Source organism: Pseudomonas nitroreducens (assembly GCF_010994165.1).
Taxonomy (GTDB): domain Bacteria; phylum Pseudomonadota; class Gammaproteobacteria; order Pseudomonadales; family Pseudomonadaceae; genus Pseudomonas; species Pseudomonas nitroreducens.
Map to the genome: position 1 here is coordinate 1,179,731 of NZ_WMBX01000002.1, position 13,400 is coordinate 1,193,130.

18 protein-coding genes are annotated in these 13,400 nt (G+C 62.1%); 11 read left to right on the forward strand and 7 right to left on the reverse strand.

Annotated features, from left to right (window positions below; genetic code table 11):
• Window positions 1–56 precede the first annotated feature (56 nt).
• Together GJV37_RS13210 and GJV37_RS13215 are read left to right on the forward strand one after the other, a co-directional pair.
• A complete protein-coding gene (locus tag GJV37_RS13210) occupies window positions 57–974 on the forward strand; it encodes a bestrophin family protein (RefSeq protein ID WP_170858796.1) in 918 nt (305 codons plus the stop codon).
• A 21-nt stretch (window positions 975–995) separates the two neighbouring features.
• Window positions 996–1,562, forward strand: a complete 567-nt coding sequence (locus GJV37_RS13215; protein WP_169887184.1) for a flavin reductase family protein — start codon at window positions 996–998, stop codon at window positions 1,560–1,562.
• On the opposite strand, the gene GJV37_RS13220 is transcribed toward GJV37_RS13215, so the two are convergent.
• The gene (locus GJV37_RS13220) at window positions 1,549–2,934 is read right to left on the reverse strand and encodes a CoA transferase (protein ID WP_169887183.1); all 1,386 of its coding nucleotides are present in this window, start codon (window positions 2,932–2,934) and stop codon (window positions 1,549–1,551) included. The two genes, GJV37_RS13215 and GJV37_RS13220, sit on opposite strands and share 14 nt — an antisense overlap.
• Window positions 2,935–3,158: 224 nt before the next feature.
• A complete protein-coding gene (locus tag GJV37_RS13225; RefSeq protein ID WP_024767175.1) occupies window positions 3,159–3,539 on the reverse strand; it encodes a hypothetical protein in 381 nt (126 codons plus the stop codon).
• 222 nt (window positions 3,540–3,761) lie between these two features.
• Here GJV37_RS13225 and GJV37_RS13230 point away from each other — a divergent pair, with 222 nt between their 5' ends.
• Window positions 3,762–4,076, forward strand: coding sequence for a hypothetical protein (locus GJV37_RS13230; protein WP_024767174.1), 315 nt, complete (start codon window positions 3,762–3,764; stop codon window positions 4,074–4,076).
• Between the two features lie 112 nt (window positions 4,077–4,188).
• Window positions 4,189–4,371, forward strand: a complete 183-nt coding sequence (locus tag GJV37_RS13235) for a hypothetical protein (RefSeq protein ID WP_024767173.1) — start codon at window positions 4,189–4,191, stop codon at window positions 4,369–4,371.
• A gap of 6 nt (window positions 4,372–4,377) precedes the next feature.
• On the opposite strand, the gene GJV37_RS13240 is transcribed toward GJV37_RS13235, so the two are convergent.
• On the reverse strand, window positions 4,378–4,749 hold the full coding sequence (locus tag GJV37_RS13240) for a hypothetical protein (protein WP_143514268.1): 372 nt from the start codon (window positions 4,747–4,749) through the stop codon (window positions 4,378–4,380).
• 445 nt (window positions 4,750–5,194) lie between these two features.
• Between GJV37_RS13240 and GJV37_RS13245 the strand changes: the two genes are divergently transcribed.
• The gene (locus tag GJV37_RS13245) at window positions 5,195–5,908 is read left to right on the forward strand and encodes an endonuclease (protein WP_037009886.1); all 714 of its coding nucleotides are present in this window, start codon (window positions 5,195–5,197) and stop codon (window positions 5,906–5,908) included.
• A gap of 88 nt (window positions 5,909–5,996) precedes the next feature.
• Complete coding sequence (locus GJV37_RS13250; protein WP_024767171.1) at window positions 5,997–6,503, forward strand: DUF1993 domain-containing protein; 507 nt, start codon at window positions 5,997–5,999, stop codon at window positions 6,501–6,503.
• Window positions 6,504–6,534: 31 nt separating this feature from the next.
• On the opposite strand, the gene GJV37_RS13255 is transcribed toward GJV37_RS13250, so the two are convergent.
• Entirely contained in the window at window positions 6,535–7,008 is a 474-nt protein-coding gene (locus tag GJV37_RS13255) for an Lrp/AsnC family transcriptional regulator (protein ID WP_169887181.1), read from the reverse strand.
• 132 nt (window positions 7,009–7,140) lie between these two features.
• On the opposite strand from GJV37_RS13255, the gene GJV37_RS13260 reads away from it, so the two are divergent.
• Window positions 7,141–7,476, forward strand: coding sequence for a hypothetical protein (locus GJV37_RS13260; RefSeq protein ID WP_084359226.1), 336 nt, complete (start codon window positions 7,141–7,143; stop codon window positions 7,474–7,476).
• A 98-nt stretch (window positions 7,477–7,574) separates the two neighbouring features.
• Window positions 7,575–8,573 (forward strand): bile acid:sodium symporter family protein, encoded by a 999-nt coding sequence (locus GJV37_RS13265; RefSeq protein WP_065085207.1) that lies wholly within the window; start codon window positions 7,575–7,577, stop codon window positions 8,571–8,573.
• 63 nt (window positions 8,574–8,636) lie between these two features.
• Here the strand turns inward: GJV37_RS13265 and gorA are convergent, their stop codons facing one another.
• On the reverse strand, window positions 8,637–9,995 hold the full coding sequence (gorA, locus tag GJV37_RS13270) for a glutathione-disulfide reductase (RefSeq protein ID WP_193452621.1): 1,359 nt from the start codon (window positions 9,993–9,995) through the stop codon (window positions 8,637–8,639).
• Between the two features lie 88 nt (window positions 9,996–10,083).
• Here gorA and GJV37_RS13275 point away from each other — a divergent pair, with 88 nt between their 5' ends.
• A complete protein-coding gene (locus GJV37_RS13275) occupies window positions 10,084–10,515 on the forward strand; it encodes a VOC family protein (protein ID WP_169887180.1) in 432 nt (143 codons plus the stop codon).
• A 66-nt stretch (window positions 10,516–10,581) separates the two neighbouring features.
• Here the strand turns inward: GJV37_RS13275 and galU are convergent, their stop codons facing one another.
• On the reverse strand, window positions 10,582–11,421 hold the full coding sequence (galU, locus tag GJV37_RS13280) for a UTP--glucose-1-phosphate uridylyltransferase GalU (protein ID WP_024767166.1): 840 nt from the start codon (window positions 11,419–11,421) through the stop codon (window positions 10,582–10,584).
• 203 nt (window positions 11,422–11,624) lie between these two features.
• A complete protein-coding gene (locus GJV37_RS13285) occupies window positions 11,625–11,996 on the reverse strand; it encodes a LexA family protein (protein WP_170858798.1) in 372 nt (123 codons plus the stop codon).
• Window positions 11,997–12,151: 155 nt separating this feature from the next.
• Between GJV37_RS13285 and GJV37_RS13290 the strand changes: the two genes are divergently transcribed.
• Together GJV37_RS13290 and GJV37_RS13295 are read left to right on the forward strand one after the other, a co-directional pair.
• Window positions 12,152–12,316 carry a hypothetical protein gene (locus GJV37_RS13290; protein WP_099051257.1) on the forward strand — a complete coding sequence of 55 codons (165 nt, stop codon included), beginning with the start codon at window positions 12,152–12,154 and terminating at the stop codon, window positions 12,314–12,316.
• A 177-nt stretch (window positions 12,317–12,493) separates the two neighbouring features.
• Complete coding sequence (locus tag GJV37_RS13295) at window positions 12,494–12,859, forward strand: DUF3509 domain-containing protein (protein WP_024767164.1); 366 nt, start codon at window positions 12,494–12,496, stop codon at window positions 12,857–12,859.
• The last annotated feature ends 541 nt before the right edge of the window (window positions 12,860–13,400 follow it).

Genomic DNA, 13,400 nt, shown 5'->3' on the forward strand with positions numbered 1-13,400 from the left:
CGCCCAAGCCTTCATCTCGGCTATCATGCGCGCTCCGCCCCACCGGATGCCGCCGCATGATCCTCCGCCCGCAAACCCCGACACTCTGGGTCCTGCTGTTCTCGCTCAAGGGATCGATCATCCCGGCCATCTGGCGCAAGGTGCTCTACACCGTGCTGCTGAGTTCCCTGGTGGTGGCCACCCACGGCACGCTCTACCACTACAAGGTGATCATCACCTCTACGCCGTTCACGCTCTGGGGCCTGACACTGGCGATCTTCCTCGGCTTTCGCAACAACGTCGCCTACCAGCGCTTCTGGGAGGCGCGCACGCTCTGGGGCGAGCTGCTGATCGTGACGCGCAACCTGGCGCGGCAGACCCGTTCGCTGCTGCCCGACCTCGATGCCGATGGCCGCCGCCAGCTGTGCAAGCCGCTGATCGCTTTCGGCTACACCCTGCGCGACCAGCTGCGCGGCACCGAGCAAGGCGACGACGTGAAACGTGTGCTGGGCGACGACGCCGCGGCATTCGCTCATCGCCGCAACCCGGCAAACGCCCTGCTGGCGGACCTTGGCCAGCGCTTCGCCGACCAGGGCCGCGCAGCGGGCGCCAGCGACATCGCCCTGGCCGCCATCGACCAGCAGATGACCCGCCTGTCGTACGTGCTGGGCGGCTGCGAGCGGATCAGCAACACGCCGATTCCCTACCCCTACATCCTGATGCTGCACCGCATCGTGCACGTCTACTGCTTCCTGCTGCCTTTCTGCCTGGTGGACAGCATCGGCTGGTTCACTCCGCTGGCCGTCTGCGTGCTGGCCTACACCTTCTTCGGCCTGGATGCCCTGGGCGACCAGATTGCCGACCCGTTCGATACCCAACCCAACGATCTGCCGCTGGACGCCATGAGCCGCAACCTGGAAATCACCGTGCTGGAAATCCTCGGTGAAACCGACCTGCCCGAACCGCTGAAACCGGTGGATGGCCTGCTGCTCTGAGCCAGCCCTGAGGACCCGAGAATGAGCCATCTGAAAGACGTACCGCTGAACAAGGCCTACCTGCTGCTCAACCACGGCCCGAGCACCATCGTCACCTGCGAGCACCAGGGCACGGCCAACGTTATGGCCGCCGCCTGGGTCATGCCGCTGGACTTCGACCCGCCCAAGCTGATGCTGGTGCTCGACCGCAACACCTGGTCACGTCATCTGGTGGAAGGCTCCGGCGCTTTCGTCATCCAGCTGCCAACGCGCCAGCAGGCCGAGCTGACCCTGGCGGTGGGATCGAGCAACGGCGGCGAGGGCAACAAGTTCGAGCAACTGGACATTGGCGTTTCGCGTGCGAAGCAGGTCGACGCACCGGTGGTCGATGGCTGTGTCGCCTACCTGGAATGCAAGGTGATCAGCGAGCCGCACAACCAGGAGAAATACGACCTGTTCATCGCCGAGGTGGTCGCCGCCTACGCCGATGAGCGCGCCTTCTCCAACGGTCGCTGGCATTTCCCCAGCGACGAGTTGCGCACCATCCATTACCAGGCCGGCGGCGCCTTCTTCGCCACTGGCGAGGCGTTCCAGGTCAGCCGGGGCTGACCGGCTGCCAGGCGGCCGGCGCCGAGCCCAGCTCGGAGGCCGGCAACTCCCAGAAGAGCGGCGAACCGGCGACCTGCAACGGCGGGCGCAGGCGGCGCGCATGGCCCCAGGGCGTGGCTTCGATGCCCGGCGCCAGATCGGCCGCGGTTTCCGCCCCCAGCTCCGCCTGGTTCGGCGGCGCGGCACCCGCCTCCAGCAGGAACTGCGCTGTCCGCGCCAGCGACAGCCGCCAACGGCTGCCCCGGCCGCTACGCCGGCGCTCGGCCAGCCCGCGCAAGGCGGCGGCAGCAATCAGGTAGCCGGTCGCGTGGTCGAGCGCCTGAACGGGCAAGGGTACGGGCTTTTCCTCGCCACGCCACACGCGCCCAGCTTCGGCAATGCCGCTGCTCATCTGCACCAGGCTGTCGAAGCCGCGTCTTTCGCACCATGGGCCGGACCAGCCATAGGCATTCAGGCTGACGTCCACCAGCCCCGGTGCGATGGTGCGGCGCACGTCGGCACCGAAACCCAGGCGTTCCAGGGCATCGGCCCGATAGCCGTGGACCAGAACGTCGGCGCTGGCGAGCAGCGTCTGGAAACGCTCGCGACCTGCCGGCTGGCGCAGGTCCAGCCGCGCGCACTGCTTGCCCAGGGTGACTTCCGGCACCACGCCGGGCTCATCCCAGTCCGGCGGATCGATGCGCAGTACCTCGGCACCGAAGCCGGCGAGGAATCGGGTGGCGACCGGGCCGGCCAGTACACGGGTCAGATCCAGCACCCGCAGGCCGGCCAGCGGGCGTTCGCGGTCGATCTCGATGTCCAGGGAGGGTCCGGACACCAGTTGGATACCGCGCAACACGAGAGGCTCGCGAGCCACGGCGATGCCTTGCGGGTGCTGTTTCCAGGCATCCCATGAGCGCATCTCGGCCGCGCAGCCGCCCTCCCTGACGATCGCCAGTTCCAGCTCGCCCGCCGCCCAACCGGCCACCGCGCTGGCGACCTGATCGCGCTGATTCTCGACGCCGAGGACCCGGAGTGCGGCGGCGCGGTGGTGCGGCGCATTGGTGTGCAGGCGAATCCAGCCGTCGCGTGTGCGGTAGTTACCGGCGATGGCATCCCAGAGGTCGGGCACTGTCCAGCCCTGAGGCCGCAAGGAGGTGGAGAACCAGAAGGAGGCCAAACGGCGGTCCACGACCATGGAGGTCGCCGTGCCACCTTCCGGCTCCAGCCACTCGCCCAGTGCCAGCCCGGCGCTGGCGATGCTGGCGGCGGCCAGCTCGGTGACGAAGAATGCCGAAGGCAGGGAGCCTTCGCTGCGAGGGGCCAGGTGGCTCAGGCGTTCGGCCTGGCCACCGAGGGCTGTCCAAAGTCGTTCCGCAAGAACCCGCTGCATCTCTATCTCCGCCTTTCCGTGGAGCTTCACCTTAGCTGCAGAGCGTCTGGCGGGCGAGCCGACCTTGGTCGGCAGGCAATAAAAAGCCCGCAATCAAGCGGGCTTTTCGATGGGGAGCTAATCCCTTAGCTGGTTTTCATCCTCTGCCCCTGGGTGTGAAAAAAACGTGAAGAGAGGGCCAGCCGAAACATTTTGTCGGAGATCGGATTTCTGGAAGCTGATGCTCAGCTCGAATAGTCCAGCGCGGTCCAGACGCGGCTGAGCCCATCGCTGATCCGGCAGCCCGAAAGGTCGTCCGCTTCGCCCTGCGGGGACAGCCGCACGGTGGAGTCGCCCTCGCCTTCGGTCAACCATTGCAGGCGCCCGCAGTTGGGCGTGTCGATCACGTAGCTGGCAGCGATCGCCGAGCGCTCCTTCGGCAGACGGATGGCATCGCGTACCGTGCCGCGCTCCTCGATGCGCTTGCCGTCAGCCACCAGAACGGCCCAGGCCTCCTTGCCCTCGATGATGAGGTAGGCGCCATTGGCGCGCGGGACATCCGCCTGGGGCTGGGCGCAACCCGCAAGCATCGCCAGACCGGCACAAAGCATCAGTTTCTGCAGCATCGCCATCGCTCCTGTTCGTCGAGCAATGCCCGCCAGGCCACTGGCGACGGGCACTTCAAGGTTTCTGTCAGACCGCGAGAGGGATACTAGGAGAAAATACTGTTCATGCATACAGTATTTTGCGAAAATTTTTTAAACCTCGACGAAAGGCCATAGTCCATTGGCTACGTCGATCACCTCGAATCACAGGGCATGGGCCTGAAACCCATTGAGGAGCAAGCGATGGTGAGTATCCATCAGCTGAAGTACACCGTGAACCACATGGCCATCGAGGAAGTCAGCGAGGCCGTGGCGGAACTGCTGTTGGAGGGGTTGGTCACAGAGGGCAAGACGCCTTTCAGCCGTACCCACTTCAACCTGTGCTTCGCGGAAATCGAGGCCCTGATGCAGCGCGCCGGCTATCACCGCCCGCTGGATGTGGTGGGTTACCAGGGCCAGGCCTACGCCATGTTCGACCCCAGCCGCTGGGATGCCGTGGAGGTGCTGCGCTGGCTGAAGGAGTACGTCGAGGAATCGAAGGCGCTCAGCACTGCCTGAGTGCGCAGGCGTTTTCGCAGGTTGCGGTTGCGGGAGCAGCGACTTGCGAAGGCCTATCAGGCGCACTAATGTCCCATGCACTTTTCCCGCTTGCCGAATCAAGGACGATTCCATGAGCGCCTCTTCCGACGACAGCTGGCTCTGGGCCTACCGCAAACTCCGTAGCTGGGATGTGGGCCGGGTCAGCTCGGCGTTTCTCGCCACACTCTTCCATTGGCGCGGCGATACCGGGCTGTTCTACAGCCACGGCGGCCTGCGTAAATCCCGCCTGACGCGCGACGACCTGGTCGACTGACCCGGCTCACTGCTGCTGATAATTGCCGTTGCCTCGCGGATAGACCGCGCCATTGGGGTATTCGATGCTCTGTCGGATGCCGCCGCTGCCCTGGTCGATGATGACCGAGTTCGAACGCGTCTCGCCGTAGCCACTGGGCACCCGCACGCCACCATAGCTGTCATTGCGTTGCCAGCTGGACGAGCTGCCTACGCTACCGCTTGCCCCCGGGCTGACATAGATGCGCTGGATCACCGGCGGCGACTGCTGCCATTGCGTCTGGTTCTGATAGCGCGGCGTACTTTGCGATTGCGCCTCCTGCCCGGTGAACTTCTGCGCGAAGGCTGGCATCGCCAGTGCGAAGCAGGCGATGGCCGCCAAGGTTCTGCGCTCAATCATGATGATCATCCCGGATGACGGAAAGGTTCAGCTTACCAAGCCTTGTGCACCTCGAGCAGGCCGCGCAAACAGATAAATTTAATCTTTTTATATCAATGACTTGCAAGAATATATTGATATCAAATCTCTGATATATGCCCCGCAAGATGCACGACAGATGCGGCCGCCACCCGCAGCAGGGGAAAACTCATTAAAACATCGTAATAGCGCTTGTTCTTAAAGTAATTTATAAAAATTAATTTACTTTAAAATCATGATGTTACGAGTCATTTATGAAGCAAGTTGAAAATATTGGAAGCTCCATTGCCAAGCGTTCCCAGTCGCCATAAGCCCTGCGCACCACGTCGGGCGTTTCTCGTCACGCCACAGCCTTGCCATTCCATTGCCACGATTGGCAATTCTTTCTCAATCAGTAAGATGCAGCGACTTTCGTAAGGAATGCCTCATGTTCGGACGCTGCCTGGCCCTGCTGCTGATCCTCGCTGTTCCCACCGTTGCCTCTGCTGCCGCCCCGCGCACCTTCGAGGAAGCCAAGAAGGTCGGGCGCAAGCTGTACGCCCGCCAATCGGTGGAGTTCTATTGCGGCTGCCGCTACAACGGCACCAAGGTCGACCTGAAGAGCTGCGGCTACACCCCGCGCAAGAATGCCAACCGCGCCTCGCGCATCGAGTGGGAGCACATCGTTCCCGCCTGGGTGATCGGCCACCAGCGCCAATGCTGGCAGAGCGGCGGGCGCAAGAACTGCTCGCGCAATGACCGGGTGTACCAGAAGGCCGAGGCGGACCTGCACAACCTGGTGCCGAGCATCGGCGAAGTGAACGGCGACCGCGCCAACTACAGCTTTGGCTGGCTGCAGCAAAAGCCCTCGCAGTACGGCGCCTGCCCGATGGTGGTGGATTTCAAGGCACGCAAGGCCATGCCCCGCCCGCAGATTCGCGGCATGATCGCCCGCACCTACTTCTATATGAGCGACCGCTACGGCCTGAAGCTCTCCAACCAGGACCGCCAGCTGTTCACCGCCTGGAGCAAGCAGTACCCGGTGGAAGCCTGGGAGCGCCAGCGCAACCAGATGGTCGGCTGCGTAATGGGCTGGGGCAATCCCTACGTCGGCCCGATCGAGAACGATCGCTGTCCGGCGCCGAAAGTGGCCTGGCGCTGAAGCCTGGCGACAGCCGCAGATACCCGCAGTAGACTCCGACGGCCGTCCACCGTGACGAGCTCACCTTCATCTGTCTGGAGTACGCAGCATGTCCCTCTCGATCTACCAGGCTTCCGTTCCCGTCTTCATCCGCATGCTCGGCAATCTCTCGGCGATTCTCGCCAAGGCGGCCACCCATGCCGAAGCCAAGTCCATCGACCCTTCCGTCCTGATCAACGCCCGTCTCGCCCCGGACATGTTCGCCCTGGGGCGCCAGGTGCAGATAGCCTCCGACTCCGCCAAAGGCGCCGGCGCGCGCCTGGCCGGTGTCGAGGTGCCGAGCTTCGCCGATGACGAAACCACCTTCGCAGAGCTGCAAGCGCGCATCGCGAAGACCATCGACTTCCTCAAGTCCCTGAAGCCCGAGCAGTTCGAAGGCGCCGAAAACCGCACCATCGAGCTGAAGCTGCGTACTCGCGAAGTCAGCTTCAAGGGCTCGGACTTCCTGCTCGGGTTCGTCAACCCGAACTTCTATTTCCACATCACCACGGCCTACGACATCCTCCGCCACAATGGCGTGGAAGTCGGCAAGATGGACTATCTGGGCGGCGTCTGACCGCCCTGGGCGCCGGCATCCCGGCGCCTTTTCAGCCGCGCGGCAGAGGCAATGTGGTGGTGGACTTGATCTCCGAGAGCGCCACGATGGAGTTGATCTCCTGCACGCCCGGCACCTGGGACAGTCGCTCGAAGAAGAAGCGCTCGTAAGCCTCCACATCCTCCGTCACGATGCGCAGCATGAAGTCGACCGCGCCCATCAGAACGTGGCACTCCAGCACCTCGGGGAACTCCTGCATGGCCTGCGCAAAATCCGTCAGGTGATTGCGCCCATGGGCGTTGAGTTTCACCTGGGCGAATATCTGGGTATTCAGGCCGATCTTCTTGCGATCCAGCAGAGTCACCTGCTTGCGGATCACACCCTCGTCCTTCAATCGCTGAATTCGGCGCCAGCACGGCGATTGCGACAGGCCGATGCGCTCAGCGATCTCGGCCGTCGAAAGCGTTGCCTCCTCCTGCAGTAACTCGAGGATCCTGCGGTCTTGGGCATCCAGCGATATGCGCATATACAAATCTCAAATATCAGCAAGAAAGACTTATTAATGCACAAATAAGTCACCCATTGCAGAAATCAGGCAAATAATTCCCCCGGCGCGCCCGCAGAATATTCCTCACCTCTCCTGCATCGGCCAGCCGCCATGACGCTCCCCGCACTCCAACTCGTCGAACTCTCCCCGCTCCCACAAGACCGCCCCGTCCCCACCGAAGTGGCCGCCGACGTGCGCTACCTGATTCGCGCCGAGATCGATGCCGACATTCTCTGTCGCCTGCTGAACCAGTTTGCACTGCAGGGCCACGTACCGGCCGAGGTGGAATCCTCCCGTCGGGAAGACTGGCTGGACATCGCCCTGCGCGTGAACACGCTGCCGCGCTATCGCGCCGAGGTGATCGCCCAGCGCATGCGCGGAATGGTCAGCGTGTGCTCGGTGGACCTGCATGTGCAGGGAGCAGAAACTGTCCTTTCAGCGACATAAGCTGACTTTCTGGCGTTAGCCGGCACATCCTCGCAGGCTTAGAGTGCGAACCTGACCTTCGTGGTCTTTCACACACAACAACGACGAGAGATGTGCCCATGGCTCGCCCACGCCTGCTCCCCGACAACTTCACCCTGGCGCTGATCGCCACCGTGACCGTTGCCAGCCTGCTGCCCTGCGAAGGCACCGCTGCCGTGATTTTCGGCTGGATCACCAACCTGGGCATCGCGCTGCTGTTCTTCCTTCACGGTGCCAAGTTGTCGCGCCAGGCGATCATCGCCGGCGCCACCCACTGGCGGCTGCACCTGCTGATATTCTCCTGCACCTTCATCCTCTTTCCCCTGCTCGGCCTGGCGCTCAAGCCCGCATTGTCGCCCCTGGTGACCCCGGACCTGTACCTGGGCATGCTGTATCTCTGCGCCCTGCCCGCCACCGTGCAATCGGCTATCGCCTTCACGTCGCTGGCACGGGGCAATATCCCGGCGGCTATCTGCAGCGCATCGGCCTCCAGCCTGCTGGGCGTCTTCGTCACGCCGCTGCTCGTGCAGTTGCTGATCGGCGCCCATGGCGATACCGGAATGTCGACGCTGGACGCCATCGGCAAGATCACCCTGCAACTGCTGGTGCCCTTCATTGCCGGCCAGCTGCTGCGCCCGTGGATCGGCGCCTGGGTGGAGCGGCACAAGCCGGTCCTGCGCTACGTGGACCAGGGATCGATTCTGCTGGTGGTCTACACCGCCTTCAGCGCCGCCGTCATTCAGGGCCTGTGGCACCAGGTTCCGCTTCCGGCGCTGGCCGGCCTGGTCGTGGCCTGCTGCGTGCTGCTGGCACTGGCGCTGGTCGCCACCAACCTGCTGGGGCGCTGGCTGGGCTTCTCCCTGGAAGACAGGATTACCATCATCTTCTGCGGCTCGAAGAAGAGCCTCGCCACCGGCGTGCCCATGGCCTCGGTGCTGTTCGCCAGCAGCACCGTCGGCGTGATCCTGCTGCCACTGATGCTGTTCCACCAGATCCAGCTGATGGTCTGCGCCGTGCTCGCCCAGCGCTACTCCCAGCGCCAGGAAGACGGCCACGCACCGCTGGAGCGCGCCAACTGACGGCGCCCCGCCCGCAAAAAAGCCGGTGCATCTGCACCGGCTTTTTCATTTCCGCCAGCGCCGTCAGGCACCGACCGGGGTACGCAGCGTCACGAACTCTTCCGCCGCGGTCGGGTGAATGCCGATGGTTTCATCGAACACCCGCTTGGTTGCTCCAGCCTTGAGCGCAATGGCGATGCCCTGGAGGATTTCTCCGGCTTCCGGGCCGACCATATGGCAACCCAGCACCTTATCGGTGTCGGCATCGACGATCAGCTTCATCAGGGTCCGTTCCTGGCACTCGGTGAGCGTCAGTTTCATCGGACGGAAACGGCTCTCGAACAGCTTCACCCGGTGTCCGGCGCTGCGCGCTTCATCTTCGGTCAGGCCCACCGTTCCGATGTTGGGCAGGCTGAATACAGCGGTGGGAATCAGCTTGTAGTCTACCGGGCGGTATTCCTCCGGGCGGAACAGCTTGCGCGCCAGCGCCATGCCTTCGGCCAGTGCCACGGGGGTCAACTGCACCCGGCCGATCACATCACCGATGGCATGGATCGATGGCTCGCTGGTGCAATAGGCCTCATCGACCTTGATGTAACCACGATCATCCAGCTCGACCGAGACATTCTCCAGGCCCAGGTTGTCCAGTTGCGGACGGCGGCCGGTTGCGTAGAACACGCAATCCGCCTCCAGCACGCGACCATCCTTGAGCGTCGCAGCGAGGCTGCCGTCGGCCTGCTTATCGATGCGTGCGATGTCGCTGTTGAACTGCAGGTCCAGCCCCTTCTTCGTCAGCTCGTCGCGCAGGTGCTCGCGCACGCTGCGATCGAAGCCACGCAGGAACAAATCCTTGCGGTACAGCAGCGAAGTCTGCGCCCCCAAACCGTGGAATATGCCGGCGAATTCCACGGCAATGTAACCGCCGCCGACCACCAGCACCCGACGCGGCAGTTCCTTGAGGAAGAAGGCCTCATTGGAAGAGATCGCGTGCTCCTTGCCGGGAATGTCCGGCACCTGCGGCCAGCCACCGGTGGCAATGAGGATGTGCTTGGCATGGAAACGCTGGCCGTCGACTTCCACGGTGTGCGCATCCTGCAGCCTGGCATGTCCCTCCAGCAGCGTGACGCCACTGTTCACCAGCAGATTGCGGTAGATGCCATTGAGGCGATGGATCTCGCGATTCTTGTTGGCGATCAGTGTCGGCCAGTCGAACTTCGCTTCACCCAGGGTCCAGCCAAAGCCGGCAGCCTGCTCGAAGTCCTCTTGGAAATGCGCCCCGTACACCAGCAGCTTCTTCGGCACGCAACCGACGTTGACGCAGGTACCGCCCAGGTAGCGGCTTTCCGCCACCGCCACCTTGGCGCCAAAGCCCGCGGCAAAGCGCGCAGCACGCACACCGCCGGAACCCGCACCGATGACGAACAGGTCGAAATCGAAAGACATCATGGATCTCCGCTTGGATATGACAGGCAGCATACCTCATGACGCCTGACCTATCCTGCCATCAGCCGCTGCCAAAGGAGTATTCGCCATGCGCCCATCCCTGACCCACCTGGCCCTGCACGTACCTGATCTTGAGGCCTGCATAGCGTTCTACGAGCGCTTCTGCGGTATGCGCATCATTCACCAGCGCGAAGGCAAGGGGTCACGCATTGTCTGGATGGCGGAGCCCGGCAAGGAGCACCGTTTCATCTTCGTCATCATGCCAGGCGGGCAGGCGCGGCACCTGGCCAGCGATGATTACAGCCACTTCGGCTTCGCGGTGGACAGCCAGGAGGAAGTCGACCGTATCGCCAGGGATGCCCAGTCGGCCGGCTGCCTGATCTGGGCACCCCGGGCAGAGCCTTACCCGGTGGGTTATTACTGCGGACTGCGCGACCCGGCGGGCAACTACGTCGAGTTCAGTTATGGGCAGCCACTCGGGCCGGGATCGGAGGCCATGCCAATCCCGCGCTCGATGTGATGCCCGGCTGCACACACGAAAAAGCCACCCGAAGGTGGCTTTCTCAAAGAGCGGAAAGGTCCGGAATTACCAGGCCTTGCCAGTCTTGTAGAGGTGCTCGTAGCAGAAGTTGGTCGCCTCGATGTAACCCTCGGCGCTACCGCAGTCGAAGCGCTTGCCCTTGAATTTGTAGGCCAGTACGCAACCGTCCTGGGCCTGCTTCATCAGAGCGTCGGTGATCTGGATTTCACCGCCCTTGCCCGGCTCGGTCTGCTCGATCAGGTCGAAGATATCCGGAGTCAGGATGTAACGGCCGATGATCGCCAGGTTCGACGGGGCATCTTCGGGCTTGGGCTTCTCGACCATGGTATTCACGCGGTAGATGTCGTCGCGGATCATCTCGCCGGCGATCACACCGTATTTGTTGGTCTCTTCCGGCGGCACTTCCTGGATTGCCACGATGGAGCAGCGGAACTGGTTGTACAGCTTGACCATCTGCTTGAGGACGCTGTCGCCTTCCAGGTTCAGGCACAGGTCGTCCGCCAGCACGACAGCGAAGGGCTCGTCGCCGATCAGCGGGCGACCGGTCAGGATCGCGTGGCCCAGGCCCTTCATTTCAACCTGGCGGGTGTAGGAGAAGGTGCACTCGTCGATCAGGCGACGAATACCGACCAGGTACTTTTCCTTGTCGGTGTTGCGAATCTGGTGCTCCAGCTCATAGGAGATGTCGAAGTGGTCTTCGAGCGAGCGCTTGCCACGGCCAGTGACGATACCGATTTCGCCGAGACCGGCTTCCAGCGCCTCTTCAACGGCATACTGGATCAGCGGCTTGTTCACCACCGGCAGCATTTCCTTGGGCATGGCCTTGGTGGCCGGGAGGAAGCGGGTACCGTAGCCGGCGGCCGGGAACAGACATTTCTTGATCATGGGAGTCCTTCGAGAGGGACAGGGGTGCGAGTTGCGCGCAGTCTAATCAGGCTGCGTCCGCCTTACAATGCCCCGGATTGCAAGCTGCACGACACTTCCGCGCACTTGAAACCGATGACACGCGCATCTGACCACCGGATTGCCAGTTTAGTTCTCGAACTTAATGGCAAATGGGCAGCATCCCGGTCCTGCCCGCCCCCTTTCTATGCTCTGGCTCCTTGCGCCACGTCGCTCCCGCAAAGCCGCTGCTGCACCACGCCCCAGATCGAAAGCTCATCTCCCTCCTCGACCTTCAAGGTGGGAAAGCCATCGCTCGCTGCCTGGAGAGCGAAACAGCCATCGATGATGGCGAGCCGGCGAATCAGCGCCTCACCGTTCAGTGCCGCCACCACGATCTCACCCGGCGCCGCCAATTCGTAACGGTCGACCAGCAACAGGTCGCTGTCGTGAATGCCCGCCTGCGTCATCTCTTCGCCACACGCACGGACTATGTAGGTATGCAGAAGCACTGCGGTGGCCGCAACGCCTGCGCCCGACTGCATCATATCTTGGACATCCAGAATGGCTTGTTGCATGACCTTCCTCCGAATACTGTATATACATACAGATATCAGATACCTGCCAGCCCGGCAAGCCATTGAATGGAACCTACGCAGAGATTGCCGCTCAACCGAAAGGACAGTAAGCCGTTGGCGGTGGACTACCCTTAGGGAGGGGTGAGGATATCAAGATGAATCCAGGCACGTTCGTCACACTCATGATTCTCGGCTGGGTCCTGCTGGCACTGGTCACGCTGTGGGCCATCCTGCGCGTACCCATGCGCCGCGCCCGCATGCAGAAGTTCAAGCACAAGGCAAAAACCGCTTCACCGAGGCGTCACCTCCTCCCGCACTAGAGTCACCATCGTGCAAAATGCCATTGTATTTGCGCCACACCTTGCAGGCTGCATGGAAAGCGAGACGCGGATTATTTTTAAATATTTGATTTTAAAGGATTTTTAATTTATCCGAGATTGGTACGCACCCTGCAATGAAAGGGATGAATCCACCCACACATTGCCGAGGACGACGCCATGCCAATCGACCGCCTGCCTGCCGCCCAATATCTCTGCCAGGTCTTTTCCGATTTCGAAGTGAGTTTCACCGCTCGACCGGACGGCAATCTGATCATGACGCTGAGCAAGGAAGCGGGTGAACACATCGCCTGTCGGGTGGTGCGACTGGAAGAACAACGCAACGAAGAGCTGCTAACTAGCCTGGTAGGTCGAATCCGCCGCGATCTGGCAACCGAATACGGCCCGCTGCAGGAGCAGGACGCCGATCACTTCAAGGAAGAAGTACCGCTGCAGAATTTTTATGAGGCCAGCGGCCCCCTGCGCCAGCGCCGCATCGTCAAGGCCGGCGCAAAACTGCGCTCGATGGCGCACATCGGCGCCTGAATCGCTGAAAATGAAAAACCCGGCCTAGGCCGGGTTTTTCATGTATGGCGCTCGCCTCGATTCAGACATGCAAACTGCAATGATTCGGGGAGATGGGAAATGGTGCCCGGAGCCGGAACCAAATAGAAGACTGGAGGGCTTTGTTTAAATGGATCGCGACAGAACAAGCCAAAATTCTACTCACTTTCCTACTCACATTTTCTAATGTCTCCATCACCTGGAGCAAAGGACCACGGCGCTCAAGCTTCATTCAGCAGTGATCGGACGAGCATTGTGCGCTAGGACGCTTTTAATCTCAGATAGTGAGAGTGGCTCCAGCCGCGTATGGGCTATCCGGTGGCATGTAGGGCACAGGGTCATAAGGTCATCAATATGAACCAACTGGACTACCCCCGGTACGATAGACATCCCCGGCCTACGCTTTGGACTACCCCCGGTACGATAGACATCCCCGGCCTACGCTTTGAGCATAGGAGGAAGTCTATGAGCACCCAGAGATTCACCCCGGAATTCAAGGCCGAAGCCGTCAGGCAGGTCATTG

Excerpts from the sequence above, each read along its gene's own strand:
- GJV37_RS13230 (WP_024767174.1), top strand. The coding sequence starts at position 3,762 with ATGGTGAGTATCCATCAGCTGAAGTACACCGTGAACCACATGGCCATC.
- GJV37_RS13295 (WP_024767164.1), top strand. The coding sequence starts at position 12,494 with ATGCCAATCGACCGCCTGCCTGCCGCCCAATATCTCTGCCAGGTCTTT.
- GJV37_RS13245 (WP_037009886.1), top strand. The coding sequence starts at position 5,195 with ATGTTCGGACGCTGCCTGGCCCTGCTGCTGATCCTCGCTGTTCCCACC.
- GJV37_RS13215 (WP_169887184.1), top strand. The coding sequence starts at position 996 with ATGAGCCATCTGAAAGACGTACCGCTGAACAAGGCCTACCTGCTGCTC.
- GJV37_RS13250 (WP_024767171.1), top strand. The coding sequence starts at position 5,997 with ATGTCCCTCTCGATCTACCAGGCTTCCGTTCCCGTCTTCATCCGCATG.
- GJV37_RS13225 (WP_024767175.1), bottom strand. The coding sequence starts at position 3,539 with ATGCTGCAGAAACTGATGCTTTGTGCCGGTCTGGCGATGCTTGCGGGT.
- gorA (WP_193452621.1), bottom strand. The coding sequence starts at position 9,995 with ATGTCTTTCGATTTCGACCTGTTCGTCATCGGTGCGGGTTCCGGCGGT.
- GJV37_RS13240 (WP_143514268.1), bottom strand. The coding sequence starts at position 4,749 with ATGATTGAGCGCAGAACCTTGGCGGCCATCGCCTGCTTCGCACTGGCG.
- galU (WP_024767166.1), bottom strand. The coding sequence starts at position 11,421 with ATGATCAAGAAATGTCTGTTCCCGGCCGCCGGCTACGGTACCCGCTTC.
- GJV37_RS13275 (WP_169887180.1), top strand. The coding sequence starts at position 10,084 with ATGCGCCCATCCCTGACCCACCTGGCCCTGCACGTACCTGATCTTGAG.
- GJV37_RS13220 (WP_169887183.1), bottom strand. The coding sequence starts at position 2,934 with ATGCAGCGGGTTCTTGCGGAACGACTTTGGACAGCCCTCGGTGGCCAG.
- GJV37_RS13255 (WP_169887181.1), bottom strand. The coding sequence starts at position 7,008 with ATGCGCATATCGCTGGATGCCCAAGACCGCAGGATCCTCGAGTTACTG.
- GJV37_RS13235 (WP_024767173.1), top strand. The coding sequence starts at position 4,189 with ATGAGCGCCTCTTCCGACGACAGCTGGCTCTGGGCCTACCGCAAACTC.
- GJV37_RS13265 (WP_065085207.1), top strand. The coding sequence starts at position 7,575 with ATGGCTCGCCCACGCCTGCTCCCCGACAACTTCACCCTGGCGCTGATC.
- GJV37_RS13260 (WP_084359226.1), top strand. The coding sequence starts at position 7,141 with ATGACGCTCCCCGCACTCCAACTCGTCGAACTCTCCCCGCTCCCACAA.
- GJV37_RS13290 (WP_099051257.1), top strand. The coding sequence starts at position 12,152 with ATGAATCCAGGCACGTTCGTCACACTCATGATTCTCGGCTGGGTCCTG.
- GJV37_RS13210 (WP_170858796.1), top strand. The coding sequence starts at position 57 with ATGATCCTCCGCCCGCAAACCCCGACACTCTGGGTCCTGCTGTTCTCG.
- GJV37_RS13285 (WP_170858798.1), bottom strand. The coding sequence starts at position 11,996 with ATGCAACAAGCCATTCTGGATGTCCAAGATATGATGCAGTCGGGCGCA.